Annotated in this window: 20 protein-coding genes; 17 read left to right on the top strand and 3 right to left on the bottom strand. The window is 71.6% G+C overall.

From position 1 onward, the window contains the following. Nucleotides 1-14: 14 nt before the first annotated feature. On the bottom strand, nt 15-866 hold the full coding sequence (locus AC54T2_RS12730; protein ID WP_496666349.1) for a hypothetical protein: 852 nt from the start codon (nt 864-866) through the stop codon (nt 15-17). Nucleotides 867-1,013: 147 nt separating this feature from the next. Here AC54T2_RS12730 and AC54T2_RS12725 point away from each other — a divergent pair, with 147 nt between their 5' ends. From AC54T2_RS12725 to clpX, 3 genes are all read left to right on the top strand, one after another. Then, a complete protein-coding gene (locus tag AC54T2_RS12725) occupies nt 1,014-1,619 on the top strand; it encodes an ATP-dependent Clp protease proteolytic subunit (protein WP_056908601.1) in 606 nt (201 codons plus the stop codon). Between the two features lie 5 nt (nt 1,620-1,624). After that, nucleotides 1,625-2,233 carry an ATP-dependent Clp protease proteolytic subunit gene (locus AC54T2_RS12720; protein ID WP_186340784.1) on the top strand — a complete coding sequence of 203 codons (609 nt, stop codon included), beginning with the start codon at nt 1,625-1,627 and terminating at the stop codon, nt 2,231-2,233. 155 nt (nt 2,234-2,388) lie between these two features. Then, entirely contained in the window at nt 2,389-3,669 is a 1,281-nt protein-coding gene (clpX, locus tag AC54T2_RS12715; protein ID WP_186340785.1) for an ATP-dependent Clp protease ATP-binding subunit ClpX, read from the top strand. A 236-nt stretch (nt 3,670-3,905) separates the two neighbouring features. Here the strand turns inward: clpX and valS are convergent, their stop codons facing one another. Further along, a complete protein-coding gene (gene valS, locus AC54T2_RS12710) occupies nt 3,906-6,539 on the bottom strand; it encodes a valine--tRNA ligase (protein ID WP_496666348.1) in 2,634 nt (877 codons plus the stop codon). 76 nt (nt 6,540-6,615) lie between these two features. Between valS and AC54T2_RS12705 the strand changes: the two genes are divergently transcribed. The 14 genes from AC54T2_RS12705 (at nt 6,616) to AC54T2_RS12640 (ending at nt 22,952) form a co-directional block, all read left to right on the top strand. Then, nucleotides 6,616-7,569, top strand: a complete 954-nt coding sequence (locus AC54T2_RS12705; RefSeq protein WP_186340787.1) for a GNAT family N-acetyltransferase — start codon at nt 6,616-6,618, stop codon at nt 7,567-7,569. Nucleotides 7,570-7,581: 12 nt separating this feature from the next. Continuing rightward, nucleotides 7,582-8,949, top strand: coding sequence for a bifunctional tetrahydrofolate synthase/dihydrofolate synthase (folC, locus tag AC54T2_RS12700; protein WP_186340788.1), 1,368 nt, complete (start codon nt 7,582-7,584; stop codon nt 8,947-8,949). Further along, nucleotides 8,946-9,344, top strand: a complete 399-nt coding sequence (locus AC54T2_RS12695) for a DUF4233 domain-containing protein (protein WP_496666347.1) — start codon at nt 8,946-8,948, stop codon at nt 9,342-9,344. Before folC ends, AC54T2_RS12695 begins: the two co-directional genes overlap by 4 nt. 22 nt (nt 9,345-9,366) lie before the next feature. After that, the gene (ndk, locus tag AC54T2_RS12690) at nt 9,367-9,798 is read left to right on the top strand and encodes a nucleoside-diphosphate kinase (RefSeq protein ID WP_186340789.1); all 432 of its coding nucleotides are present in this window, start codon (nt 9,367-9,369) and stop codon (nt 9,796-9,798) included. 302 nt (nt 9,799-10,100) lie between these two features. Continuing rightward, on the top strand, nt 10,101-11,129 hold the full coding sequence (locus AC54T2_RS12685; RefSeq protein WP_186340790.1) for a rod shape-determining protein: 1,029 nt from the start codon (nt 10,101-10,103) through the stop codon (nt 11,127-11,129). Next, on the top strand, nt 11,129-12,067 hold the full coding sequence (gene mreC, locus AC54T2_RS12680; protein ID WP_186340791.1) for a rod shape-determining protein MreC: 939 nt from the start codon (nt 11,129-11,131) through the stop codon (nt 12,065-12,067). Before AC54T2_RS12685 ends, mreC begins: the two co-directional genes overlap by 1 nt. After that, nucleotides 12,064-12,576, top strand: coding sequence for a rod shape-determining protein MreD (gene mreD / locus AC54T2_RS12675; RefSeq protein WP_496666346.1), 513 nt, complete (start codon nt 12,064-12,066; stop codon nt 12,574-12,576). The genes mreC and mreD overlap by 4 nt, the downstream gene beginning before the upstream one ends. Continuing rightward, nucleotides 12,573-14,705: a penicillin-binding protein 2 gene (gene mrdA, locus AC54T2_RS12670; protein WP_496666345.1), complete on the top strand. Its 2,133-nt coding sequence runs from the start codon at nt 12,573-12,575 to the stop codon at nt 14,703-14,705. The genes mreD and mrdA overlap by 4 nt, the downstream gene beginning before the upstream one ends. A 4-nt stretch (nt 14,706-14,709) precedes the next feature. Next, nucleotides 14,710-15,894 (top strand): rod shape-determining protein RodA, encoded by a 1,185-nt coding sequence (gene rodA / locus AC54T2_RS12665; RefSeq protein ID WP_496666344.1) that lies wholly within the window; start codon nt 14,710-14,712, stop codon nt 15,892-15,894. 144 nt (nt 15,895-16,038) lie between these two features. Then, entirely contained in the window at nt 16,039-18,012 is a 1,974-nt protein-coding gene (locus AC54T2_RS12660) for a TIGR03960 family B12-binding radical SAM protein (RefSeq protein WP_489974827.1), read from the top strand. A 253-nt stretch (nt 18,013-18,265) separates the two neighbouring features. Next, nucleotides 18,266-19,015, top strand: a complete 750-nt coding sequence (locus AC54T2_RS12655; RefSeq protein ID WP_496666343.1) for an FkbM family methyltransferase — start codon at nt 18,266-18,268, stop codon at nt 19,013-19,015. Next, entirely contained in the window at nt 19,012-20,064 is a 1,053-nt protein-coding gene (locus tag AC54T2_RS12650) for a glycosyltransferase domain-containing protein (protein ID WP_489974825.1), read from the top strand. The genes AC54T2_RS12655 and AC54T2_RS12650 overlap by 4 nt, the downstream gene beginning before the upstream one ends. Nucleotides 20,065-20,166: 102 nt before the next feature. After that, nucleotides 20,167-21,291, top strand: a complete 1,125-nt coding sequence (locus AC54T2_RS12645) for a class I SAM-dependent methyltransferase (RefSeq protein WP_496666342.1) — start codon at nt 20,167-20,169, stop codon at nt 21,289-21,291. After that, nucleotides 21,288-22,952 (top strand): glycosyltransferase family 2 protein, encoded by a 1,665-nt coding sequence (locus tag AC54T2_RS12640; RefSeq protein WP_496666341.1) that lies wholly within the window; start codon nt 21,288-21,290, stop codon nt 22,950-22,952. Before AC54T2_RS12645 ends, AC54T2_RS12640 begins: the two co-directional genes overlap by 4 nt. Here AC54T2_RS12640 and AC54T2_RS12635 read toward each other — a convergent pair. Next, a complete protein-coding gene (locus tag AC54T2_RS12635) occupies nt 22,949-23,848 on the bottom strand; it encodes a glycosyltransferase (protein ID WP_496666340.1) in 900 nt (299 codons plus the stop codon). The genes AC54T2_RS12640 and AC54T2_RS12635 overlap by 4 nt on opposite strands. Nucleotides 23,849-23,870 lie beyond the last annotated feature (22 nt).

Genomic DNA, 23,870 nt, shown 5'->3' with positions numbered 1-23,870 from the left:
GCTCCAGGCGGGGCTCAGCCCGGGTGCGGGGCTCCCGCGACGCGCTCGCGGGCGGCCGCCTCGACGCCCGCGAGGTCGTCGACGGTGACCAGGCGGACCTCGGCCGTACGCCGACCCACGGCGAAGCGCACGTTGCTGGCACGCCCGCTGCTGGCCCGGAACGGGTCGTCGCGGACGCTGAAGGCCAGGGACGAGATCGCCTTGATCGCGTCGTCGACCCGCTGGGAGCGCTCGAGGTTCCAGGCGTAGCCGTGCCACCGCAGGACGCGCTCGTAGATCTCGCGGTTGGTCGGGGGACGCGGGTAGTCGTCGGTGCCGACCAGCCAGGGCTCGGCGAGGGCGAGGGCGACGTACCACTCACGGGAGTGCCGGACCAGCCCCGGCGACGGGGCGGTGGCCGAGGAGTCGCGGTCGACGCCGCTGTCGGCGACGGCGGGCCGGGGCGCCGCCTCCTCCCCGGGGGTCGTCACCTCCACGACGATCGTCAGGTCGTCGTAGACCTCGGGGTCGAGCTCGCGCCCGCGCATCACGACGAGGTGGTTCTCCCCCTCGTCGAGCAGCAGCGACATGCCCTCGACGAGCGTCACCCGTCGTGCCCCGCCCGGGGCGTCGAACAGGCTCGCCACCTGGGTCTCGCCCGCGCCGTGCCAGCGCAGCCGGGCGATCTCCTCGCCGATCTCGAGCTCGCCCAGCAGGCGCGACACGTGCGGGGCGCAGTGCGGGAGCGCGAGGACGGTGACGTCGAGGGCCCTGTCGGGCTCCTCGGTGCGCAGCGCCTGGTGGGGCGCGCGACCGAAGAGCAGCCGTTCGCCGCTGCCGAGCGTGGCGGTGGGCAGGTCTGCCCCCCGAAGCGTGACCCGCAACATGGGCCCGAGTAGACCACACGCGCAGGCCCCGCGAGGCGCTTCGATCCGCTGTGGGCGAACAAGGGCCGGTCCCGCGTGGAAGTGTCCGTCCTTCCGGCTAGTGTCGCCAGCGTGAACCAGAACTCCAGCCCAGCCCTCTCGCCCGAGATGAACGGTGCCGGTGGGATGTATGGCCTCGACGACCACATCTACCAGCGCCTCCTCCGTGAGCGCATCGTCTTCCTCGGCTCGGAGGTGCGCGACCAGAACGCCAACGCGATCTGCGCCCAGCTCCTGCTGCTGTCCGCGGAGGACCCGGAGGCCGACATCTTCCTCCACATCAACAGCCCCGGCGGCTCGGTCGACGCCGGCATGGCCATCTACGACACGATGAACTACATCCCCAACGACGTGGCGACCGTCGGCATGGGGCTCGCGGCGTCGATGGGGCAGTTCCTGCTGTGCGCCGGCACCAAGGGCAAGCGCTACGCCCTGCCCCACGCCCGCATCATGATGCACCAGCCCTCCTCGGGCATGGGTGGCTCCGCCTCCGACATCAAGATCCAGGCCCAGCAGTCGCTGCACATCAAGAAGGTGCTGCTCGACCTGATCGCCGAGCACACGGGCCAGAGCGTCGAGCAGGTGGTCGCCGACGCCGACCGTGACCGGTGGTTCACCGCCGACCAGGCCGTCGAGTACGGCCTCGTCGACCAGGTCATCACCAGTGCCCGCGAAGCCGCCGACGAGGGCCGCCCGGCCCGGACCAAGGACTGACAGCCATGAACTACTACATCCCGCAGTGGGAAGAGCGCACGTCCTACGGCTTCCGCCGCATCGACCCCTACGCCAAGCTCTTCGAGGAGCGCATCATCTACCTCGGGACGCCGATCAGCGACGACGTCGCCAACGCGGTCATCGCCCAGCTCATGTGCCTGGAGACGATGAACCCCGACACCGACATCAGCATCTACATCAACAGCCCCGGCGGCTCGTTCACCGCGCTCACCGCGATCTACGACACGATGCGCTTCATCAAGCCCGACGTGCAGACGGTGTGCTTGGGCCAGGCGGCCTCGGCGGCCGCGATCCTGCTCGGCGCCGGAGCCAAGGGCAAGCGGATGGCGCTGCCCAACAGCCGGATCCTGATCCACCAGCCCTACACCGAGGGCACGTTCGGCCAGACCTCCGACATCGAGATCCAGGCCAACGAGATCCTGCGGATGCGCGAGCTCCTCGAGCGGATGATCGCCGACTCCAGCGGCAAGGACATCGACCAGGTCAGCCGCGACATCGAGCGCGACAAGATCTTGACGGCCGAGCAGGCCGTCGAGTACGGCCTCATCGACGCCGTCATCGAGTCCCGCAAGGGTGCCCCGGCCCTCACCTGAGGGTGAGCCGAGGCTGGTGGCGAGGCTCGAAATCATGGTCGTCGACATCCCGTGTCCGGCCCCCGACGGGGGCCGGCTCGGGGTACCGTCGTACGGCCTGTTGCAAGGTGTGAGGAGCCGGAACCCCCATCCGGCACGACTGGAGGACACGACTCGTGGCACGAATCGGTGACGGCGGCGACCTGCTCAAGTGCAACTTCTGCGGAAAGAGCCAGAAGCAGGTCAAGAAGCTCATCGCTGGCCCCAACGTCTACATCTGCGATGAGTGCATCGAGCTGTGCAACGAGATCATCGAGGAGGAGCTCGCCGAGGGCGCCGAGGTCAGCCTCGAGGAGCTGCCCAAGCCGCGCGAGATCTTCGAGTTCCTCAACTCCTACGTCATCGGCCAGGAGCACGCGAAGAAGTCCCTCGCCGTCGCGGTCTACAACCACTACAAGCGTGTCCAGTCCGGCCTGCAGCCCGTCAGCGGCAAGGCCAAGGAGGACGCCGTCGAGGTGGCCAAGTCCAACATCCTGGTGATCGGCCCCACCGGCTGCGGCAAGACCTACCTGGCCCAGACGCTCGCGCGGATGCTCAACGTCCCCTTCGCGATCGCCGATGCGACCGCGCTGACCGAGGCCGGCTACGTCGGCGAGGACGTCGAGAACATCCTCCTCAAGCTCATCCAGGCCGCCGACTACGACGTCAAGAAGGCCGAGACGGGCATCATCTACATCGACGAGATCGACAAGGTGGCCCGCAAGGCGGAGAACCCCTCGATCACGCGCGACGTCTCCGGCGAGGGCGTCCAGCAGGCGCTGCTCAAGATGCTCGAGGGCACCACAGCGTCGGTCCCCCCGCAGGGCGGGCGCAAGCACCCGCACCAGGAGTTCATCCAGATCGACACCACCAACATCCTCTTCATCGTGGGTGGTGCCTTCGCCGGTCTCGAGCAGATCATCGAGCAGCGCGTGGGCAAGAAGTCCCTCGGCTTCACCGCCGACGTGCGCGGCGCCGCCGAGCGCGAGGCCGACGACCTGCTCGCCCAGGTCCGCCCCGAGGACCTCACCAAGTTCGGCCTGATCCCGGAGTTCATCGGCCGCCTGCCGCTGATCGCCAGCGTGAGCAAGCTCGACCGCGAGGCGCTCGTCCAGATCCTCACCGAGCCGCGCAACGCGCTCGTCAAGCAGTACCAGAAGCTGTTCGACCTCGACGGCGTCGAGCTCGAGTTCACCGACGAGGCGATCGACTCGATCGCCGAGGCCGCGCTCGAGCGCGGCACCGGTGCCCGCGGGCTCCGGGCCATCATCGAGGAGGTGCTCCTCTACGTGATGTACGACGTCCCGTCGCGCGGCGACGTCGCCAAGGTGATCGTCACCCGTGAGGTCGTCGAGGACGGCGTCGAGCCCACCCTGGTCCTGCGCGAGGCCGAGGGCCGCAAGAAGAAGTCCGCCTGACCCTGACCCTGACCCTGGCCCGGGTCGGCAACCGCCGGTCCGGCCCCGGTGCGTCGCCGCCGCCGCGGTGACGGTTCATCAAGGTATGTCGCTCAACCCGCACTCCCCACGATCAGCTCACCATGGGAAGTGCGGGTTGGCCTGCATACCGTGATGAACCCGCGGCCCGACGCCCGGGGCGGCCCCGGGAGCCCTCAGGGGGGACCCCAGGGCGTACGAGCCGGCGGTAGTCCGCGTCAGTCCTCGGTGGGCGCGAGCTCGGCGGCGGTGACCCGCAGCTCGGCGCTCGACTCGTCGGTGACGAAGTCGAGGTCGCCGACGATCGTGCCGACGGCACGGAGGTCGTCCTGCGCCTGCTGGGCGGCCTCGAGCAGCGCCGCCGGACCGGTGATCTCCACACGGGAGAGCGGCGCCCGCATCTTGGCCTTGGCCTGCGACTTGGCGCCCCGGATGCCGGTCAGCGCGGCGGCCACCGCATCGAGGACGGTGGGCGGGGCCGCGGCCGCGGCGCCGAGGTCGGCCGCGGTGGGCCAGGCGGCGTGGTGGATCGAGCCGTCCTGCCACCACGACCAGACCTCCTCGGTGACGTAGGGCAGGAAGGGCGCGAGCAGCCGCAGCTGGACGTGCAGCGCGATGGCCAGCGTGGCCCGCGCCGAGTCGGTGCCGGTGCCGCCCTCGTCGTCGTAGGCGCGCTCCTTGACCAGCTCGAGGTAGTCGTCGCAGAACTCCCAGAAGAACTTCTCGGTGACCTCGAGCGCCGTGGTGTAGTCGTAGGCGTCGAAGGCCTCCGTCGCCCTGCGCACCACGGTGTCGAGGCGTCCGAGCAGGGCGCAGTCGACGGGTGCGCTGACCGCGCTGGGGGCCAGCTCGGTGGCTCCGACGTTGCCGAGGACGAACTTGGAGGCGTTGAGCACCTTCATCGCCAGGCGGCGCCCGACCTTCATCTGCGACTCGTCGAAGGGCGAGTCGGCGCCGGGGCGGCCGATGGCGGCCCGCCACCGGACGGCGTCGGCGCCGTACTTGTCGAGGATGTCGGTCGGGACGACCACGTTGCCCTTGGACTTCGACATCTTCTTGCGGTCGGGGTCGACGATGAAGCCGGAGATCATCGCGTGCGTCCACGGGGCGACCTGGTGCTCGTAGTCGGAGCGGACGACGCGCGAGAACAGCCAGGTGCGGATGATGTCGTGCGCGTGGGTGGCCAGGTCGTAGGGGAAGACCCGCGAGAACAGGTCGTCGTCGACGCCCCACATGCCCGCGATCTGCGGGGTCAGGGACGACGTCGCCCAGGTGTCCATCACGTCGGGGTCGCCGATGAAGCCGCCCGGCTTGCCGCGCTGGTCCTCGGTGTAGCCCTCGGGGGCCTCCGTCGACGGGTCGACGGGGAGCCGGTCCTCGCTCGGCAGGAGCGGGTGGTCGTGGTCGGGCTCGCCGTCGGCGTCGAGGGGGTACCAGACGGGGAACGGGATCCCGAAGAAGCGCTGGCGCGAGATGAGCCAGTCACCGTTGAGGCCGCCGACCCAGTTGTCGTAGCGGTGCTTCATGTGCGCGGGGATCCAGGTGATCTCCTCGCCGCGGGCGAGCATCTCCTTGCGCAGCGCGGCGTCGCGTCCGCCGTTCTTGATGTACCACTGGCGGGTGGCGACGATCTCGAGCGGCTTGTCGCCCTTCTCGAAGAAGTTGGCCATGCGCTGCGTGGGCTGCGGCTCACCGTCGAGGTCGCCGGACTCGCGGAGCAGGGCGACCATCGCCTCGCGGGCGCTGAAGGTGGTCTTGCCGGCCAGCTCGGCGTACGCCGTCGCGGCGGGCTCGGCAGCGAGCCACTCCGGCGTCTCCCGGAGGAGCCGGCCGTCGCGGCCGACGACCGTGCGGACCGGCAGGTCGAGCTCGCGCCACCACGTCACGTCGGTGAGGTCGCCGAAGGTGCAGCACATCGCGATGCCGGCGCCCTTGTCGGGCTCGGCCGCGGGGTGGGGCAGGACCGGGATCTCCACGCCGAAGACCGGCGAGGTGACCGTGGTGCCGAAGAGCCCCTGGTAGCGCTCGTCGTCGGGGTGCGCGATCAGCGCGACCACGCTGGGGATCAGCTCCGGCCGGGTGGTCTCGATGTGGATCGGCGAGCCGTCGGGGCGGTGGAAGGCGACGCGGTGGTAGGCACCGGGGTAGTCGCGGGCCTCGAGCTCGGCCTGCGCGACCGCCGTCTGGAAGGTGACGTCCCAGAGCGTGGGCGCCTCGGACAGGTAGGCCTCGCCGCGGGCGTAGTTGCGCAGGAACGCGCGCTGGCTGACGGTGCGCGAGTGGTCGCCGATGGTCGTGTAGGTCGGGTTCCACTGGACCGACAGGCCGAGCTGGCGCCAGAGCGCCTCGAACGCCTTCTCGTCCTCGACCACGAGCTGCTCGCACAGCTCGATGAAGTTGGGCCGGCTGATCGGCACCTGCTTCTTGGGGTCGGGCCTCTCCGGCGGCGTGAAGTCGGGGTCGTAGGGCAGGGCGGGGTCGCAGCGCACGCCGTAGTAGTTCTGGACGCGGCGCTCGGTCGGCAGGCCGTTGTCGTCCCAGCCGATGGGGTAGAAGACGGCCTTGCCCTGCATGCGCTGGTAGCGCGCGATCAGGTCGGGGTGGCTGTAGGAGTAGACGTGCCCGACGTGCAGCGAGCCGCTGACGGTCGGCGGGGGAGTGTCGATCGAGTAGACGTTCTCGCGGGGCTGCGTGCGGTCGAACGCGTAGGTGTCGTTCTCGGCCCACACCCGAGACCACTTGTCCTCCAGGCCCTCCAGCGCCGGCCGCTCGGGTACGACGACGGCACGCGGGTCGGTGCTCGATGTCGTCGGACCGGCCTCCGGGGCCTGGGTGCTGGGGTTCTCAGTCATGCTCCGATTCTATTGACGGGCCTCCAGCCGACGAAAACGAGTATCGACGCAGGCGGCGACGGCCTACCGTGCGGCCATGGATCCCGACGTCACGCTGGAGTTCTTCGCCACCCCGCAGCCGTTCCTCGACGCGGCCGGCGGGCTGCTCGCCGCCGAGCCGGTGCTGGGCAGCGTGATCGCCAGCGTGAGCGAGCGGACGGCCCGCGAGCTGGCCGCCGGCCACGACTCCTGGGCCGAGGTGGGGGCGACGTTCGAGCGCTGGTGGGTCGTGGTGCGCGACGCCTCCGGGGCGGTGGTCAGCGCGGCGATGCGCACGGCTCCGTTCGCGCCCCACCCGACGTTCTCGATGCCGATGGACGACGGCGCCGCCACGGCGCTGGCCACGGCGCTGCACGCGCGCGGGGAGCTCCTCGGCGGCGCCAACGGCGCGCTGCCCGGGGCGGCGGTGCTGGCGCGGGTGAGCGCCGAGCTGACCGGGGGAGAGGTGGTGGCCGACAAGGGGACGCGGCTGTGGGAGGCCACGTCCGTCGAGGCCCCGCCCGCGCCCGACGGTCGGCTGCGGCTCGCGACCGAGGACGACGCCGAGCTCGTGCTCGCGTGGTTCAGGGCGTTCCACGAGGAGGCCGACGAGCAGGCCGGGCGCGAGCCCGACCCGGACTCCGGTGAGCACAACACGCTCGACAGCGTCCTGGTCAGGATCCGCGAGGGCGTCGAGTGGCTGTGGGAGCTCCCCGACGGGACGGTCGCCCACCTCACCGGCGCCGGCCTGCCGTCGTACGGCGTCTCGCGGATCGGCCCCGTCTACACGCCCAAGGAGCACCGCGGTCGCGGCATCGCGTCGTACGTCGTCGGCGAGCTGACCCGGCGCGGGCTCGAGGCGGGCCACCGGATGTGCCTGTTCACCGACCGGGCCAACCCGACCTCCAACAAGATCTACGCCGCGCTGGGCTACGAGCCGACGGTCGACATGGCGGAGCACGTCGTCGGGCTCCCCGGCCACGAGTCGTCGTCCGGGCAGCGGGGTCAATAGACTCGCGGGGAGATGACAGACCCCCACGACGCCGCCGACGCACCGCGCCTCGCCCAGACCTACGCCGAGGTCGAGGACGCGCTGCTCTCCCGCTGGCCCGAGACCCGGCTCGAGCCCAGCCTCGACCGCATCGCGGCCTTCACCGAGCTCCTCGGCGAGCCGCAGCGCTCCTTCCGCACGATCCACCTCACCGGCACCAACGGCAAGACCAGCACCAGCCGGATGATCGAGACCCTGCTGCGCGCGCTCGACCTGCGCACCGGCCGGTTCACCTCTCCCCACCTCGAGCGGATGAGCGAGCGGATCAGCATCGACGGCGAGCCGCTCGACGACGAGGCGTTCGTGCGCGCGTTCAACGACGTGGCGCCCTACACCCACCTCGTCGACGCCGAGCAGGACCACCCGCTGAGCTTCTTCGAGACGATCGTCGGCATGGCCTACGCCGCCTTCGCCGACGCCCCCGTCGACGTGGCCGTCGTCGAGGTCGGCATGGGCGGCGGCTGGGACGCCACCAACGTGGTCGACGCCGACGTGGCCGTGGTGCTGCCGATCGCGGTCGACCACGCGAGGTACCTCGGCGACGACCCCGCCACCATCGCCGTCGAGAAGGCCGGGATCATCAAGCCCGGCTCCATCGCCGTCCTGGCCGAGCAGACGCCCGAGGTCGCCGCCGTGCTGCTCGAGCGCGCGGCCGAGGTCGGGGCGACCGTCGCCCGCGAGGGCATGGAGTTCGGCGTCGTCTCGCGCACCCCCGCCGTCGGCGGCCAGGTGCTCACGCTCAAGGGCCTGCGCGCGCAGTACGACGACGTGTTCCTGCCGCTCTACGGCGCGCACCAGGCCCAGAACGCCGCCGTCGCGCTCGCCGCCGTCGAGGCGTTCGGCACGGGCGCCCTCGACGACGAGGTCGTGCGCGCCGCGTTCGCCGAGGTCACCTCCCCGGGACGGCTGGAGATCATCCGCCGCAGCCCCACGATCGTGCTCGACGCCGCGCACAACCCGCACGGGGCCGAGGCCGTGGCCGAGGCGCTCGAGGACTCCTTCTCCTTCAGCCCGCTGGTCGGGGTGCTGGGCGTGATGGAGGACAAGGACCACGAGGGACTGCTGTCCGCCTTCGAGCCGCACCTGGCCTACCTGGTCTGCACGCAGAACTCCTCGCGGCGCTCGATGTCGGCCGCCGCCCTGGGCCGCGCGGCGGTCGAGGTGTTCGGCGAGGACCGCGTCAGCGTCGTGCCCGACCTGGCCGAGGCGATCGACCGCGCCGCGACGCTCGCGGAGGCGGGCGAGGCCATCGACGTCTCGATCGGGTCCGGCGCCGTGCTCGTCACCGGCTCCGTCGTCACCGTGGGCGAGGCCCGCGCGCTGCTGAAGGGGCGCCGATGAACGAGAACACTCCCGAGCAGGTGCCGGCCAACACCGAGCGCTCGCCGCGGCGCGGCATGGCCGCGGCCGTGCTGAGCCTGGAGGCGATCACCCTCGGTCTGAGCACTCCCGTGATGATCACCATCGCCGGCGTCCCGACCGGCACCGCGCTGACGGTGGGGCTCGGCCTGGCGCTCGTGTGCCTGCTACTGGCCGGGATGCTGCGCGCCGAGTGGGCCTACCTCGCCGGCTACGCCGTGCAGGTGGCCGCCATCGCGCTGGGCTTCGTCGTCCCGGTGATGTTCGCCCTCGGGGCGATCTTCGCCGCGCTCTGGACGGCGGCCGACCTCCTCGGGCGCAAGATCGAGCGGGAGCGCGCCGCCGCGTGGGCGGCGTACCGCGCGGAGCAGGGCTGAGGCTCCTCGCTAGGCTGCCCGCATGACCGACGTCCAGCGCTCCCTCGTCCTCGTCAAGCCCGACGGCGTACGCCGCGGCCTCTCGGGCGAGGTGCTGCGCCGGATCGAGGCCAAGGGCTACACCCTCGCCGCCGCCGAGCTGCGCTCCGCGACGCCCGAGCTCCTCGCCGAGCACTACGCCGAGCACGAGGGCAAGCCGTTCTACGCCCCGCTCGTGGAGTTCATGCTGTCCGGCCCCGTGCTCGCCGTCGTGATCGAGGGCGAGCGCTGCATCGAGGGCTTCCGCTCCCTCGCCGGCGCGACCGACCCCACCGTCGCCGCCCCCGGCACCATCCGCGGCGACCTCGGCCGCGACTGGGGCCTCGCCGTCCAGCAGAACCTCGTCCACGGCTCGGACTCCGAGGAGTCGGCCGCCCGCGAGATCGGCATCTGGTTCCCCGCCCTCGCCCGCTGAGCGGGCGTTCTGGCTGACGTTTCTTCGTTTGTCGGAGTCCCCGCTCGAGCGGGGACTTCGTCACTTGGAGGGGGTTGCAACGGCCTCGAAGTGTCGGACTCGCTCACCAAGTGTGGCGTGACGTCAACCCGCTGGCCCGGGCGTACAAGCGCGCCCCGGGTGCGTACGTCGCGGCCGGACTTGCGCCGCCCCGCGCGTGTCCTCCCCAGAACACCGGGCCGCGCTCCTTAGCCTGAGTGCGGGTCGGCTGCAGCGGTCGTCCCCACTTCCCGGTACGACCGACCTGCAAGGGCAGCAGCGGCATGGCAAACAGCTTCATCGGTCGAGACATGGCCGTCGACCTCGGCACCGCCAACACGCTGGTCTATGTCCGCGGCCGGGGCGTGGTGCTCGACGAGCCGTCCGTCGTGGCGATGAACACCGCCACCGGGGAGGTCCTCGCCGTCGGCCACGAGGCCAAGCGGATGATCGGGCGCACCCCCGACAGCATCGCGGCGATCCGTCCGCTCAAGGACGGTGTGATCGCCGACTTCGAGGCGACCGAGCAGATGCTGCGGTACTTCATCCACCAGGTCCACCGCCGCCGCTACTTCGCCAAGCCGCGGATGGTCATCTGCGTGCCGAGCGGCATCACCGCGGTCGAGCAGCGCGCGGTCAAGGAGGCCGGCTACCAGGCCGGCGCCCGCCGGGTCTACATCGTCGAGGAGCCGATGGCGGCCGCGATCGGCGCCGGGCTGCCGGTGCACGAGGCCACCGGCAACATGGTCGTCGATGTGGGCGGCGGCACGACCGAGGTGGCGGTGATCAGCCTCGGTGGCATCGTGACCAGCCTGTCGGTGCGCACCGCGGGCGACGACCTCGACCAGGCGATCATCGCGTGGATGAAGAAGGAGTACTCCCTCATGCTGGGGGAGCGCACCGCCGAGGAGATGAAGATGACCCTCGGGTCGGCCTTCCCGCTCCCGAGCGAGCCCGACGCCGAGGTCCGCGGGCGCGACATGGTCTCCGGGCTGCCGCGCACGGTCGTGGTCTCCAGCTCCGAGCTGCGCCAGGCCCTCGAGGAGCCGCTCCACAACATCATCGACGCCGTCCGCACCACCCTCGACCAGACGCCTCCCGAGCTCGCCGGCGACATCATGGACCGCGGCATCGTCCTCACCGGGGGCGGCGCGATGCTGCGCGGCCTCGACGAGCGGCTGCGTCACGAGACCGGCATGCCCGTCCATGTCGCGGAGGACCCGCTGTCCTCGGTGGCCCTCGGCGCCGGCAGGTGCGTGGAGGAGTTCGAGGCGCTCCAGCAGGTCCTGGTGTCCGACCCGAGGCGCTTCTGATGGGCGCCCTCGGGGGGCACGAGGTGCGCGAGCGTCGCTGGACCGGCCTCGACAAGCTCGAGTCGCGCAACCGTACGCCCCGGTCGCTGCTCGTGGCGCTGGTCCTGGCCAGCGTCACCCTGATCACCCTCGACGTCTCCGGCGGCGCCGACTCTCCCGTCGAGCCGGCGCGGCGCGTGGTGGGCGAGGCGTTCGGGCCCGCCGAGGCGGGCGCTGCGGCCGCCGTACGCCCCTTCACCGCCGTGCCCGCGTGGTTCCGCAGCAAGGGCGACCTCACCGACCGGGTGCGCGACCTCGAGGCCAGCAACGCCGAGCTGCGCGGCCGCGTGGAGCTCGCCGGCTTCGACCGCAACCGCCTCGAGCAGTACGACGGCCTCACCACCGCCGCGACCGACCTCGGGTCCGCCCTCGTGCCGGCCCGCGTGGTCGCGATGGGCCCGCGCCAGTCCCAGAGCTTCACCGTCACCATCGACGCCGGCTCCGAGTCGGGCGTCGGTCCCGACATGACGGTCGTCAACAACGACGGACTCGTCGGCCGGGTGCTGCGGGTCACGCGGAGCACCGCGACCGTGCTGCTGGTCATCGACCCCGACTCCACCGTCGGCGGTCGGGTCGGCTCGAGCATGGAGATCGGGTTCGTCACCGGCAGCGGCTCGCTCGACCAGAAGGCCGGGCTCGACCTGCGCCTCGTCGACGACGCCTCCGTGCCCGCCCGCCACGACACCGTCGTGACCTGGGGCAGCTCCACCGGCCCCTACGCGCCGGGCGTGCCGATCGGCACGATCACCGAGGTCTACAGCTCGCTGCGCGAGGCCTCCCAGCGGGCGGTCGTGAAGCCGTTCGTCGACTTCTCGGCCCTCGACGTGGTCGGGGTGATGGTGCCCAGCGGCTCACGGAGCGACCGGGCCGTCATCGAGGCCGACGGGAGCCTGCGATGAGCCGCCTGCGCTGGGTCGTCGCCCTGGCGGCCGTCGTCGTCGCCCTCGTCGTCCAGGTCACGCTCTTCCCGCACGTCGCCTGGCACGGCATCGTGCCCAACCTGTGCCTGCTGGTCGTCGTGGCCGCCGCGCTGACCGTCGAGGCGCCGTTCGCCCTCGTCCTCGGCTTCGTCGCGGGGCTGACGCTCGACCTCGCGCCGCCCGCCGACCACGTCGCCGGACGCTGGGCGCTCGCCCTCACGATCGCGGCGTTCCTCGCCGCCCGGGTGCGCCAGGACCAGAAGCCCACCGCCCTCGCCGTGATCGGCACCGTCGCCGCCGCGTCCTTCGTGGCCACCTCGCTGTTCGCGCTGTCCGGCGTCATCCTCCAGGACCCCGCCATGTCGGTCGCGGGGCTCCTCGAGGTCGTCCTGGTCGCCGTCGTGTGGGACGTACTGCTCACGCCGTTCGTGCTCCCGCCGCTGATGAGGCTCTTCGGCCGGCTGAGCCCGCAGTGGGCGGCGTCGTGACCGCTGCCGGGTCCGCGGCCGCGAAGAGCCGGCTCCGCCTCGTCGTGGTGCAGGCGCTGGTGTTCTCGCTCTTCGCCACCCTGTTCGTCCGCCTCTACTACCTCCAGGTCATCGGCGGCGAGTCCTACCAGGCGCAGGCGGCCGACCAGTCGGTGCGCGACATCGTCGTCCAGCCCCAGCGGGGGCTCATCGTCGACAGCCAGGGCCGTCCGCTCGTGGCCAACCGCACCTCCTGGGTGATCTCGCTCGACCGCACGGTGCTCGGCAAGCTCGGCGACAAGCAGCGCACCGAGCTGGTGCGCCGTGTCGCGGTCGTCGTCGACGCGACCCCCGAGGACGTCGAGGCCCGCCTCGTCACCTGCGGCGACCCCGGCAGCGTCCGCGACGTCTGCTGGAACGGCTCGCCCTACCAGCCCGTGCCGGTCGCCGTCGACGTGCCCAAGGACGTCGCGCTGCGGGTGCTCGAGCAGTCCGAGGACTATCCCGGCGTCCTCGCCGAGCAGCAGAGCGTCCGCTCCTACCCGCGCCCCTTCGGCATCAACCTCGCCCACGTGCTCGGCTACCTGAGCCCGGTGACCGAGGACGAGTACGACCTCGCTGCCGAGCGCGACGACCGGTCCCTCAACGGCGCCTCGGTCGTGGGCCGCGCCGGCGTGGAGAAGCAGTACGACGAGTGGCTGCGGGGCCTGCCCGGCTACCGCCGCGTGGCCGTCGACTCGATGGGCCGGGTGCTGGGCGACGACTCCCTGGTCGAGAGCACCCCGGGCGACACGCTCGTCACCTCCATCGACGCGAAGGTGCAGTCGGTCGTGGAGCGCCAGCTCGCCCAGCGCATCGCCTTCCAGCGCACCCAGGTCGACACGGTGACCGGGCGCCGGTTCGCCGCCGACTCCGGGGCTGCCGTGGTGCTCGACGCGAAGACCGGCCGGGTGATCGCGATGGCGAGCCAGCCGACGTACGACCCCGACGTGTGGACCGGCGGCATCAGCGAGGCGCAGCTCACCCGGCTCTACTCGGAGAAGGCCGGCACACCGCTGCTCTCCCGCGCCACCCAGGGCCAGTTCGCGCCCGGGTCGACATGGAAGCCGTTCATGACCGCCGGCGCGCTCACCCACGGCTACTCCATGGACACCACGCTGCCGTGCACGTCGGGGTTGCAGGTCGGCAACCGCGTGTTCAAGAACTACGAGTCGGGCGCCTACGGCAACATCGGCTTCGCCAAGGCGCTCGAGGTCTCCTGCAACACCTTCTTCTACCGCATCGGCTACGACTTCTGGCAGCGCCTCGGCAGCGACCCGGCCGACATCGACGCGGAGGACCCGCTGGTCGAGGAGGCGAAGGAGTTCGGGTTCGGGTCGCGCACCGGCATCGACCTGCCGGGCGAGGCGCCCGGGCGCATCGCCGACCGGCACTGGAAGCAGGCCTACTACGAGTCGCAGAAGGACTACTACTGCGAGCTGAGCGACAAGCCGCAGACCGCCGACACGAGCGACTTCGTCTACCGGTTCGCCCGCGAGTTCTGCCTCGAGGGCAACCTCTACCGCGCCGGCGACGCCGTCAACTTCTCCATCGGCCAGGGCGACACGATCGTCACGCCGCTGCAGCTCGCCCGCGGCTATGCCGCGCTGAGCAACGGCGGCACGCTCTGGGCGCCCACCGTGGCCAAGGCCATCGTGAGCCCCGAGGGCAAGGTGCTGCGCCGCATCGCACCGCGCAGGATCGGCCGGGTCGACGTGCCGAGGAAGTACCTCGACTACATCGACGGCGCGCTGGAGAACGTCTCCCGGGTCGGCACCATGGCCTGGAAGCTCGGCGGCTTCCCGATCGACGAGGTGACCATCCGCGCCAAGACCGGCTCCGCCGAGGTCTACGGCAAGCAGTCGACGGGGTGGGTGGCGTCCTACTCCGAGGACTACGTCGTGGTGATGATGATCAGCCAGGGCGGCACCGGCTCCGGCTCCACCGGTGACGGCATCCGCGCCATCTGGGAGGCGCTCTACGGCATCGAGGGCGAGGCCGTACGCCCGGCGCGGGCGGCGATCCCCGGCACGGTCCCGCCCGCCCGGCTGCCGCAGTTCCTGGAGGACGGATCGATCATGCCGCCGGTCCCCGAGAAGGCACGGAAGTGATGCGATGACCGTCCTGTCGACCCGTCCCGCCACCCGACCGGGACAGCGTCCCCTGCGCGGGTCGAGCCTGCGCGCCCCCGGCCTCGACTGGTCCCTGATGCTCGCTGCCGGGCTGCTGGTGGTCCTCGGCACCCTGCTCGTGTGGTCCGCCACCTCGACGCGGATCGACCTGACCGGCGGTGACCCCAACGCCTACCTGCGCAAGCAGCTGGTCAACGTCGCCATCGGCCTGGTGCTGATGGTCTCGGTGATCGCCACCGACCACCGGTGGGTGCGCATCCTCGCGCCGCTGGCCTACCTCGCGAGCGTCGGCGGGCTGGTGATGGTGCTCGTGGCCGGCAGCACGATCAACGGTTCCCGGTCGTGGATCCAGCTCGGCGGCATGTCCATCCAGCCCGCCGAGTTCGCCAAGCTGGCGGTGGTGGTGGGCATGGCGCTGGTGGTGGCCGAGCGCACCGAACGCCGGTGGGGCAGGGGCGTGGGCAGCCTGGAGGTCGTCGCGATGCTCGCCATCGCCGCCGTCCCGGCCGCGCTCATCCTGCTGCAGCCCGACCTGGGCACCATGCTCGTGCTGGCCGCGACCGTCTTCGGCGTGCTGGCGGTCGCGGGAGCCGGCCGGCTGTGGCTGGCCGGGCTCACCCTCGGCGGGGTGGTCGGCGCGGTCGCGGCGGTGTCGTTGGGGGTGCTGAAGCCCTACCAGGTCGACCGCTTCCTCGCCTTCACCGATCCCGGCCTCGACCCGCGCGGGGCCGGCTACAACACCGAGCAGGCGCGCATCGCGGTGGGCAACGGCGGCCTGTTCGGCCAGGGGCTCTTCGACGGCTCGCAGACGCGCTCCGGCTTCGTGCCCGAGCAGCACACCGACTTCATCTTCACCGTCGCCGGTGAGGAGCTCGGCCTCGTGGGTGCCGGGCTGCTGATCCTGCTGGTCGCCGTCGTCATCTGGCGCGCCCTGGCGATCTCCGCGCGCGCCGACGACCTCTTCGGCCGGGTCGCGGCGGCCGGCATCGCCTGCTGGTGGGGCTTCCAGGCCTTCCAGAACATCGGCATGTGCCTGGGCATCATGCCGGTCACCGGCGTGCCGCTGCCGTTCGTGTCCTACGGCGGCAGCTCGCTCTTCGCCGGCATGCTGGCCCTCGGCCTGCTCCAGAACATCCACCTCCGCTCGGCCGGACCCTTCCGCCGCTGAGCAGGTCGCTGAGCAGGCCGCTGAGCAGGCCGCTGAGTAGGCCGTGCCACCTGGCGCGACGTAGTCTTGGTGGTCGGCCGCGGGTCGTGTGTCGTGCCCCGCCCCGTCCTCCCTTTCCCCGAGCTCAGTCGAGGTGTTCGCAGCATGTCCGTCGCGTCGGTCTTCCCGCGCCTGGAGGCCAGGCTTCCCTCGGTGCAGAAGCCCATCCAGTACGTCGGCGGCGAGCTCAACTCCGTCGTCAAGGACTGGGACTGCGCGGACGCCTCGGAGTCCGGCGGACCCACCGTGCGGTGGGCGCTGATGTATCCCGACGCCTACGAGGTCGGCCTGCCCAACCAGGGCGTGCAGATCCTCTACGAGGTGCTCAACGAGCGCGACTGGATCCTCGCCGAGCGCACCTACTCGGTGTGGCCCGACATGGAGCGGGTGATGCGCGAGGGCGACGAGCACGGCCCGATCCCGCAGTTCACCGTCGACAGCCACCGCCCGGTCGGCGCGTTCGACCTCTTCGGCCTGAGCTTCTCGACCGAGCTCGGCTACACCAACATGCTCAACGCGCTCGACCTGGCCGGCATCCCGATCCACGCCGCCGACCGCGGCGAGGACGCCCCGATCGTCATCGCCGGCGGGCACGCCGCCTTCAACCCCGAGCCGATCGCCGACTTCGTCGACGCCGCCGTGCTCGGTGACGGCGAGGAGGTCGTGCTGGCGATCTCCGAGGTCGTCCGCGAGTGGAAGGCGCAGGGGCGTCCCGGCGGACGCGAGGAGCTGCTGCGCCGCCTGGCCGTCACCGGCAACATCTACGTGCCGCGCTTCTACGACGTGGCCTACGGCGCCGACGGCGCGATCGAGGCCGTCGTGCCCAACCGCCCCGGCATCCCGTTCCGGGTCCGCAAGCACACGCTGATGGACCTGGACCAGTGGCCCTACCCGGCCAACCCGCTGGTGCCGCTCGCCGAGACCGTCCACGAGCGGTTCTCCGTCGAGATCTTCCGCGGCTGCACGCGCGGGTGCCGCTTCTGCCAGGCCGGCATGATCACCCGCCCGGTGCGCGAGCGCTCGATCAAGACCATCGGCGACATGGTCGAGAACGGCATCCGCAAGACCGGCTTCGAGGAGGTCGGCCTGCTGTCGCTGTCCAGCGCCGACCACACCGAGATCGGCGACGTGGCCAAGGGCCTCGCCGACCGCTACGAGGGCTCCAACGTCTCCCTGTCCCTGCCGAGCACGCGCGTCGACGCGTTCAACATCACCCTGGCCAACGAGTTCTCCCGCAACGGCCGGCGCTCCGGCCTGACGTTCGCCCCCGAGGGCGGCTCGGAGCGGATGCGCAAGGTCATCAACAAGATGGTCAGTGAGGACGACCTGATCCGCACCGTCGCCGCGGCCTACTCCCACGGCTGGCGCCAGGTGAAGCTCTACTTCATGTGCGGCCTGCCGCAGGAGACCGACGAGGACGTGCTCGCCATCGCCGACCTCGCCAAGCGCGTCATCAAGACCGGTCGCGAGGTCTCCGGGCGCAACGACATCCGCTGCACGGTCTCCATCGGCGGCTTCGTGCCCAAGCCGCACACGCCGTTCCAGTGGGCCGCCCAGCTCGACCACGTGGCGACCGACGAGCGGCTGCGGCTGCTGCGCGAGGTCGTGCGCGAGGACAAGAAGTACGCCCGGGCCATCGGCTTCCGCTACCACGACGGCAAGCCCGGCATCGTCGAGGGCCTGCTCTCGCGCGGCGACCGGCGCGTCGGCCGGGTGATCGAGGAGGTGTGGCGCGACGGCGGCCGCTTCGACGGCTGGAGCGAGCACTTCTCCTACGACCGCTGGATGGCGTCGGCCGAGAGGGCGCTGGCCGGCACGGGCGTCGACGTCGACTGGTACACCACCCGCGAGCGCGACTACGACGAGGTGCTGCCCTGGGAGCACCTCGACTCCGGCCTCGACAAGGACTGGCTCTGGAGCGACTGGGAGGACGCGCTCGCGGCCGCCGACGGCGCCGACATCGAGGTCGAGGACTGCCGCTGGACGCCCTGCTACGACTGCGGCGTGTGCCCCGAGATGGGCACCGAGATCCAGGTCGGCCCGACCGGGCAGACGCTCCTGCCGCTCAGCGTCGTCTGAGACCCGGCGGCGGCAGGGCCGCCGGGATCGGTCGTGCGGCTTCGAGCGCGAGCGACGAGACCTCCACCGCAGGCTCCACCGCGAGCTGGCGACCCGCTGCTTCCACCCGCCGTACGAGCGCGGTGCCCATGCCTGTCCCCGTCGCCCGCCCGAGGCGCTGTGTGTCGGCCCGCGGGGGCCCGATACGGTTTTGTTACCCAAATGTGGAGGAGGCTGGGTGCCGAGAACGGACCGAACCGACGACGAGCCCTACGTGACGAGCCCCACGGGGCACCGGATGTACGTCGACCCGGACGATGATCGTGCTCGTGAGCTGGCCCAGGCCGGCGGGGCGCTGAGCCGGGGCTCGTCGCTGCTGTGGGACACGGCACTCGGGCTGGACGAATGGGACGTCGTGGTCGACGTGGGCGCCAACTACGGGGAGATGATGCTGGGCGCCCCGGTGCGGCCCGACGCGAGGAAGGTGTGCTTCGAGCCCAACCCGCGCGTGCTGCCCTACCTCCGCAGGTCGATCGAGGAGTCCGGGATCGACATCGACCTCAGGGAGATCGCGGTGGGCGCCGCGGACGGTGAGGCGGCGTTCGTCGCCGACACCGAGTGGTCGGGTCGCTCAGGGCTGGCAGAGACCCACCGCACCGATGCCGAGCACCGCCTCGAGGAGTTCAGCGTGCCGGTGCGCACGCTCGACTCCGAGCTCGCGCTGCGCCCCGGCGAGCGCGTGTGCGTCAAGGTCGACGTCGAGGGAGCCGAGTTCGACGTGCTGGACGGCGCCCGCGAGCTGGTGCGACGTGCGGAGCCTTGGGCGATCTTGGTGGAGGTGCTGCACATGGACGGTTTCGAGAAGGCACGGCTGGCCGAGGAGTTCACGATGAGGACGCTGGATCGGCGCGGGGGCGAGCTGGTGACGATCCCGCCGGTGAGCGCGAGGCGTGTCGACGAGCTGCTGCGCGGCGGCTGGCTCCACGGGCAGGACGTCGTGCTGACGGCGAGGCACGCCGCATGAGCCGCCCCCGGCGCGCCGTCTACCGAGCGCTCATCGGAGGCTACGAGCAGCTGCGCGAGGAGGAGGTCGCACGCGACTCCGACCTGCCGTTCATCTGCTTGACCGACGACCCCGAGCTGACCAGCGACACCTGGGAGGTGGTCGTGGTCGAGCGCCGCCTGCCGCACGACCTCACCCGGAGCGCGAGGGCCTTGAAGATCCTCGGCCACCCGGTCCTCGACGACTACGACGAGACGCTGTGGGTGGACAACACCGTCGCGCTGACCACGCCCCCCGACGACCTGTTCGACGACTGGCTGTCGGACGCCGACGTCGCGGCCCCCCTGCACTCCTACCGCTCCTCGATCCTCGCCGAGGCCGAGGCCGTCCTCGAAGGGGGGCTCGACGACTTCGCGCGGGTCTACGAGCAGCTGACGCACTACCTGCTCGACGGCAGCGAGGCGCTGGAGGAGAACCCGCACTGGACCGGCATGCTGGCCCGCCGGCACACGCCGCAGATCGACGCCGCGATGACGGCGTGGTGGGAGCAGGCGCTGCGCCACTCCCGGCGCGACCAGCTGTCCTTCATCCCCGTCATGCGGGCGTACGACGTGCGGCTGCGGTCGGTCCGCCTGGACACGCACGAGTCCCCCTGGCACCAGTGGCCGCGCGCCTCCGGCCGCGCCCCCCGCTCGGAGGGCTCGCGCCTGAGGGAGCTCCTGCGTCCGCCGGCCGCCCAGATCGGCGTCCTGGAGGAGAGCCTCGGCCAGACCACGCACGCGATGCAGACGGCGGTGGCCCACCGCGAGGAGGTCATCGCCTCCCTCGACGCCCAGCTCGCCCAGGCGCGTGCCGAGACGGTCGCCACCCGCGAGGAGCTCGACCGCGTGCGGCACGAGCGCAACCTCGCGCACCTCGACCTCACGGCAGCAGAGGCTCGCCTGGCCGAGGCCGGGCGACGCGTGCGCAGGCTGCGGCGCCGGCTGCGGCAGGCGCGGCGCGACCAGAAGGCCCCACGGCGCTCGCCACTGTCGAAGGCAGTCCGACGCGTGAGCCGCACCGAACGCTGAGCACAGTCCGAAGGCGCGGCCCAGGGGTGCACCTGCGGTAGCCTCCATCGCCGAACCGATCGTTCGCCCGGCCCCGCGCCGGACGACAGGAACAGGAACTTCATGGGTGACGACCAGCAGGCCCCGCAGAGTGGGACCGTGGCCTCCGACTACGGCAGCTGCTACTACAACGACGCACACCTGGGCGGCTACGACAACTACGCCTGGGACAACGACCAGTGGCGCGGCTTCTTCCAGCTGGTCGCCGACCGCATCGTGGCGATCGCCGGGCGCGGCCGCATGCTCGACGTCGGCTGCGCGAAGGGGCTGCTGGTCCAGGCCCTCCGCGAGAAGGGGGCCGACGCACGAGGCTTCGACATCTCGCAGCACGCCATCGAGGCAGCGCACCCCGACGTGCGCGAGCACCTGTGGGTGGCGTCGGCGGTCGACCCGATCGAGGGGCGCTACGACCTGGTCAGCATGATCGAGATGATCGAGCACCTGGCGCCCCAGGACGCCCAGCGCGCGATCGACCAGGTGACGGCCGTGACGGACCGGGTGCTGTTCTCCTCGAGTCCCGGTGACCACGACGAGCCGACCCACGTCAACACCAAGTCCACCGCCACCTGGGCGGCCTGGTTCGCCGAGCGTGGCTTCTTCCGGCGCACCGACGTCGACCTCACCTTCCTCTCCCCGTGGGCCGTGCTGTTCGAGCGCGCCGACCGCACGGTCCGCGACGTCGTAGGCGCCTACGAGGCGCAGCTCGCCGCACTCAACGCGGAGGTGCTGGACAAGCGGACCGCGTTGCTGGCCGCCCATCGCAACATCACCGAGCTGCGCGACGGTCCCGACGGCGGCACGGCGCTCGCCGACAAGGAGCGCGCCGAGCAGGCGCTCGCCGAGCAGGTCGCCCTCGTGAAGGAGTTCGAGAAGGAGGTCATGGAGGCGCGGCACGCGCAGCTGCTCAACCGTGACCACGTCGTCGGGATCGAGGCGGAGATCGGACGCCAGAACGACGAGATCCTCCGACTCCACGGCGCCTTGCGTCGACTCCAGGGCCGTGAGACCCGGCTGACCGAGCGCAAGAGGGCCCAGGCCAAGCGCATCGCCGGGCTCACGACCAAGCTCCAGAACGCCAGGAAGCGCAACGCTGCGCTCGCCCGGCGGGTAGCGGAGCTGGAGTCGAGCGTCGCGCCACCCTCCCTCGCGCGTCGGGCCGTCCGACGGCTGCGGGGCGCGGGCCGATGAGCGCGCCGCTGTTCTCGATCGTCACGCCCGTCTACGAGCCGCCGCTCGACGTCTTCCGGGAGACGTTCGCCTCCGTGCTGGCCCAGGAGTTCACCGACTGGGAGTGGGTGCTCGTCGACGACTGCTCGCCGTCGCCGGACGTGCGCGACTTCGTCCGCGAGCAGGCGGCGCTCGACTCGCGGATCAGGCTCGTCGAGCGCACCGAGAACGGCCACATCGTCAAGGCGTCCAACGACGGCGTGGAGGTCGCCCGCGGCGAGTTCCTCGCCTTCCTCGACCACGACGACCTGCTGGCCGTCAACGCCCTCAAGGCCATGGCGCGCCACATCGGCGCGCACGACGACGTCGACTATCTCTACTCCGACGAGGACAAGGCCGACGAGGACGGCAACCTCCACTCGGAGTTCCGCAAGCCGCGCTGGTCGCCGGAGCGGTTGCGCGGGCAGATGTACACCTCCCACCTCTCGGTGATGCGTACGTCGCTGGTGCGCGAGGTGGGTGCCTTCCGCGAGGGCTACGACGGCTCGCAGGACCACGACCTCGCCCTGCGGGTCAGCGAGCTCGCGCGCCGGGTGGTCCACGTGCCGCAGGTGCTCTACCACTGGCGGGCGATCCCCGGGTCCGCCGCGGCCGACATCGACGCCAAGCCCTACGCCACCATCGCCGGCCAGCGGGCCGTCCAGGACCAGCTCGACCGGCTCGGGATCAAGGGGCGGGTGGAGCAGGGGCGCGAGGCGGGTCGCTACGTCATCCAGCGCGACCTCGATCCCGCCGTGAAGGTGTCCATCGTCATCCCGACGCTCGGCAGCTCGGCGCTGGTGTTCGGCGAGCGCCGGGTGCTGGTCGAGGAGACCGTGCGGACGGCGTTGGCCAGGACCGAGCACGACAACGTCGAGATCGTCGTGGTCTACGACAAGCCGACGCCCAAGAAGGTGCTCCGGCGCCTGCGCGAGATCGCCGGCGACAAGCTGGTCCTCGAGCGGTTCACCAAGCCCTTCAACTTCTCCGAGAAGTGCAACGTGGGCGCGCTGCGGGCGACGGGGGAGCGGCTGGTCTTCCTCAACGACGACGTCGAGGTCATCAGCGACCGCTGGCTGGAGAACCTCGTCGGCCCGCTGGACGAGCCCGACGTGGGCCTGACGGGGGCCAAGCTCTACTTCAGCGACAGCTCGATCCAGCACGCCGGGCACGGCTACTGGGGCCGGCACTACCACCACCCCTTCCGGTTCCGCACCCGCGAGGACCCCGGCCCGTTCGGGGAGCTGGCGGTCAACCGCGAGGTCACCGGCGTCACCGCGGCGTGTGCCGCGATCCGACGTGAGGTGTTCCTCGGCGTCGGCGGGTTCACCGAGGCCCTGCCGTCCAACTTCAACGACGTCGACTTCTGCTACAAGGTCGCCCGCCACGGCTATCGCACCGTCTGGGTCGCCAACTGCGAGCTGTTCCACTTCGAGTCGCAGACCCGCGACGGCACGGTGCAGGCGTGGGAGCGGCACTTCGTGGTGCGTCGCTGGGGGATCCCCGACAAGGACCTCTACACGCCGGCGTCGATCGCCGCGCCGATGATGGACCCCCACCGGCTGCTCGATGCCCAGATCGCCGCGCCCGTGCGGCGCAAGCGCACGACCAGGGCGAAGGGCCGCGACAACGCCACGGCCTAGAGGCCGCGTCGGTCCCCGGCACGCTGCTCCGGCATCACCCCGGCCTCGCCGCGCAGTCCCGCACGCAGGCCCGCGGCGGCCAGGCGCAGCCGGGCGGCCCGGCCGGGCGCGAGCACGGTGACGATCACCAGGTGGCGCGTGGCGCGGGCGACCGCCCCGACGGCCCAGCTGCGATGGCGCCGGGCGTGGCGGCTCAGCAGCCGGACCAGGTTGCGCCACTGGTAGAAGTATCGGAAGTCGCTCGCCACCACCAGGGGCAGCCGGCGACCGCTGGGCAGCACGATGGGCTGCCCGAGCCGGTGCTCGAGGACGGCGCCGGGGGCGACGATCGCCACCAGACCGTGGTCGAGCGAGCGGAGCCAGTAGTCGGTGTCCACGCCGTCGATCACGAGCGACTCGTCGAACTCGCCGACCAGGTCGAGCGTAGCCACGGGCAGCAGCAGGCCAGACTGGATCGGCTCGCCGCCCTCGGCGTAGGTGTCGGCTCGCGTCGTGCTCCCGCGGGTGACGGTCGCGACCGAGCCCGGCGACGACATGCCGACAGGCATTCCGACGGCCCGGGCGTCGTGCTCGGCGGCGAGCAGGGCGGCGACGAGGTCGGCGGGGAGCTCGGAGTCCTGGTCGAGGGTGAGGACGTGGGTCAGCAACGGCTCGCTGCTGCGCGCCGCCCGGATGCCCGTGTTGAGCGCGGCGCCGATGCCGCGGTTGGTCCCGTGGCGCACGACGATCGCTCCGAGCGCAGCGCACTCGTCCAGCTCCGGCACCGCCGCGGGCGACCCGTCGTCGACGACGACCACCCGCTCGACCTGGTCGACCACGGACCGCACGGCACGCGCCAGGGAGGCGTCGGGGTGGTAGGCCGTCACCACGGCAGCCACGCGAGGGGTGTGCGTCATGTCCGGACTAGAGTAGGCGGCG

The sequence above is a fragment of the Nocardioides sp. Z35_8 genome, assembly GCF_059621125.1.
This window is presented reverse-complemented; position numbering and strand designations above follow the sequence as displayed.

Coding starts and splice junctions, on each gene's coding strand:
- AC54T2_RS12730 (WP_496666349.1), bottom strand. CDS start 866: ATGTTGCGGGTCACGCTTCGGGGGGCAGACCTGCCCACCGCCACGCTC.
- AC54T2_RS12725 (WP_056908601.1), top strand. CDS start 1,014: ATGAACGGTGCCGGTGGGATGTATGGCCTCGACGACCACATCTACCAG.
- AC54T2_RS12720 (WP_186340784.1), top strand. CDS start 1,625: ATGAACTACTACATCCCGCAGTGGGAAGAGCGCACGTCCTACGGCTTC.
- valS (WP_496666348.1), bottom strand. CDS start 6,539: ATGACTGAGAACCCCAGCACCCAGGCCCCGGAGGCCGGTCCGACGACA.
- AC54T2_RS12705 (WP_186340787.1), top strand. CDS start 6,616: ATGGATCCCGACGTCACGCTGGAGTTCTTCGCCACCCCGCAGCCGTTC.
- folC (WP_186340788.1), top strand. CDS start 7,582: ATGACAGACCCCCACGACGCCGCCGACGCACCGCGCCTCGCCCAGACC.
- AC54T2_RS12695 (WP_496666347.1), top strand. CDS start 8,946: ATGAACGAGAACACTCCCGAGCAGGTGCCGGCCAACACCGAGCGCTCG.
- ndk (WP_186340789.1), top strand. CDS start 9,367: ATGACCGACGTCCAGCGCTCCCTCGTCCTCGTCAAGCCCGACGGCGTA.
- AC54T2_RS12685 (WP_186340790.1), top strand. CDS start 10,101: ATGGCAAACAGCTTCATCGGTCGAGACATGGCCGTCGACCTCGGCACC.
- mreC (WP_186340791.1), top strand. CDS start 11,129: ATGGGCGCCCTCGGGGGGCACGAGGTGCGCGAGCGTCGCTGGACCGGC.
- mreD (WP_496666346.1), top strand. CDS start 12,064: ATGAGCCGCCTGCGCTGGGTCGTCGCCCTGGCGGCCGTCGTCGTCGCC.
- rodA (WP_496666344.1), top strand. CDS start 14,710: ATGACCGTCCTGTCGACCCGTCCCGCCACCCGACCGGGACAGCGTCCC.
- AC54T2_RS12660 (WP_489974827.1), top strand. CDS start 16,039: ATGTCCGTCGCGTCGGTCTTCCCGCGCCTGGAGGCCAGGCTTCCCTCG.
- AC54T2_RS12650 (WP_489974825.1), top strand. CDS start 19,012: ATGAGCCGCCCCCGGCGCGCCGTCTACCGAGCGCTCATCGGAGGCTAC.
- AC54T2_RS12645 (WP_496666342.1), top strand. CDS start 20,167: ATGGGTGACGACCAGCAGGCCCCGCAGAGTGGGACCGTGGCCTCCGAC.
- AC54T2_RS12640 (WP_496666341.1), top strand. CDS start 21,288: ATGAGCGCGCCGCTGTTCTCGATCGTCACGCCCGTCTACGAGCCGCCG.
- AC54T2_RS12635 (WP_496666340.1), bottom strand. CDS start 23,848: ATGACGCACACCCCTCGCGTGGCTGCCGTGGTGACGGCCTACCACCCC.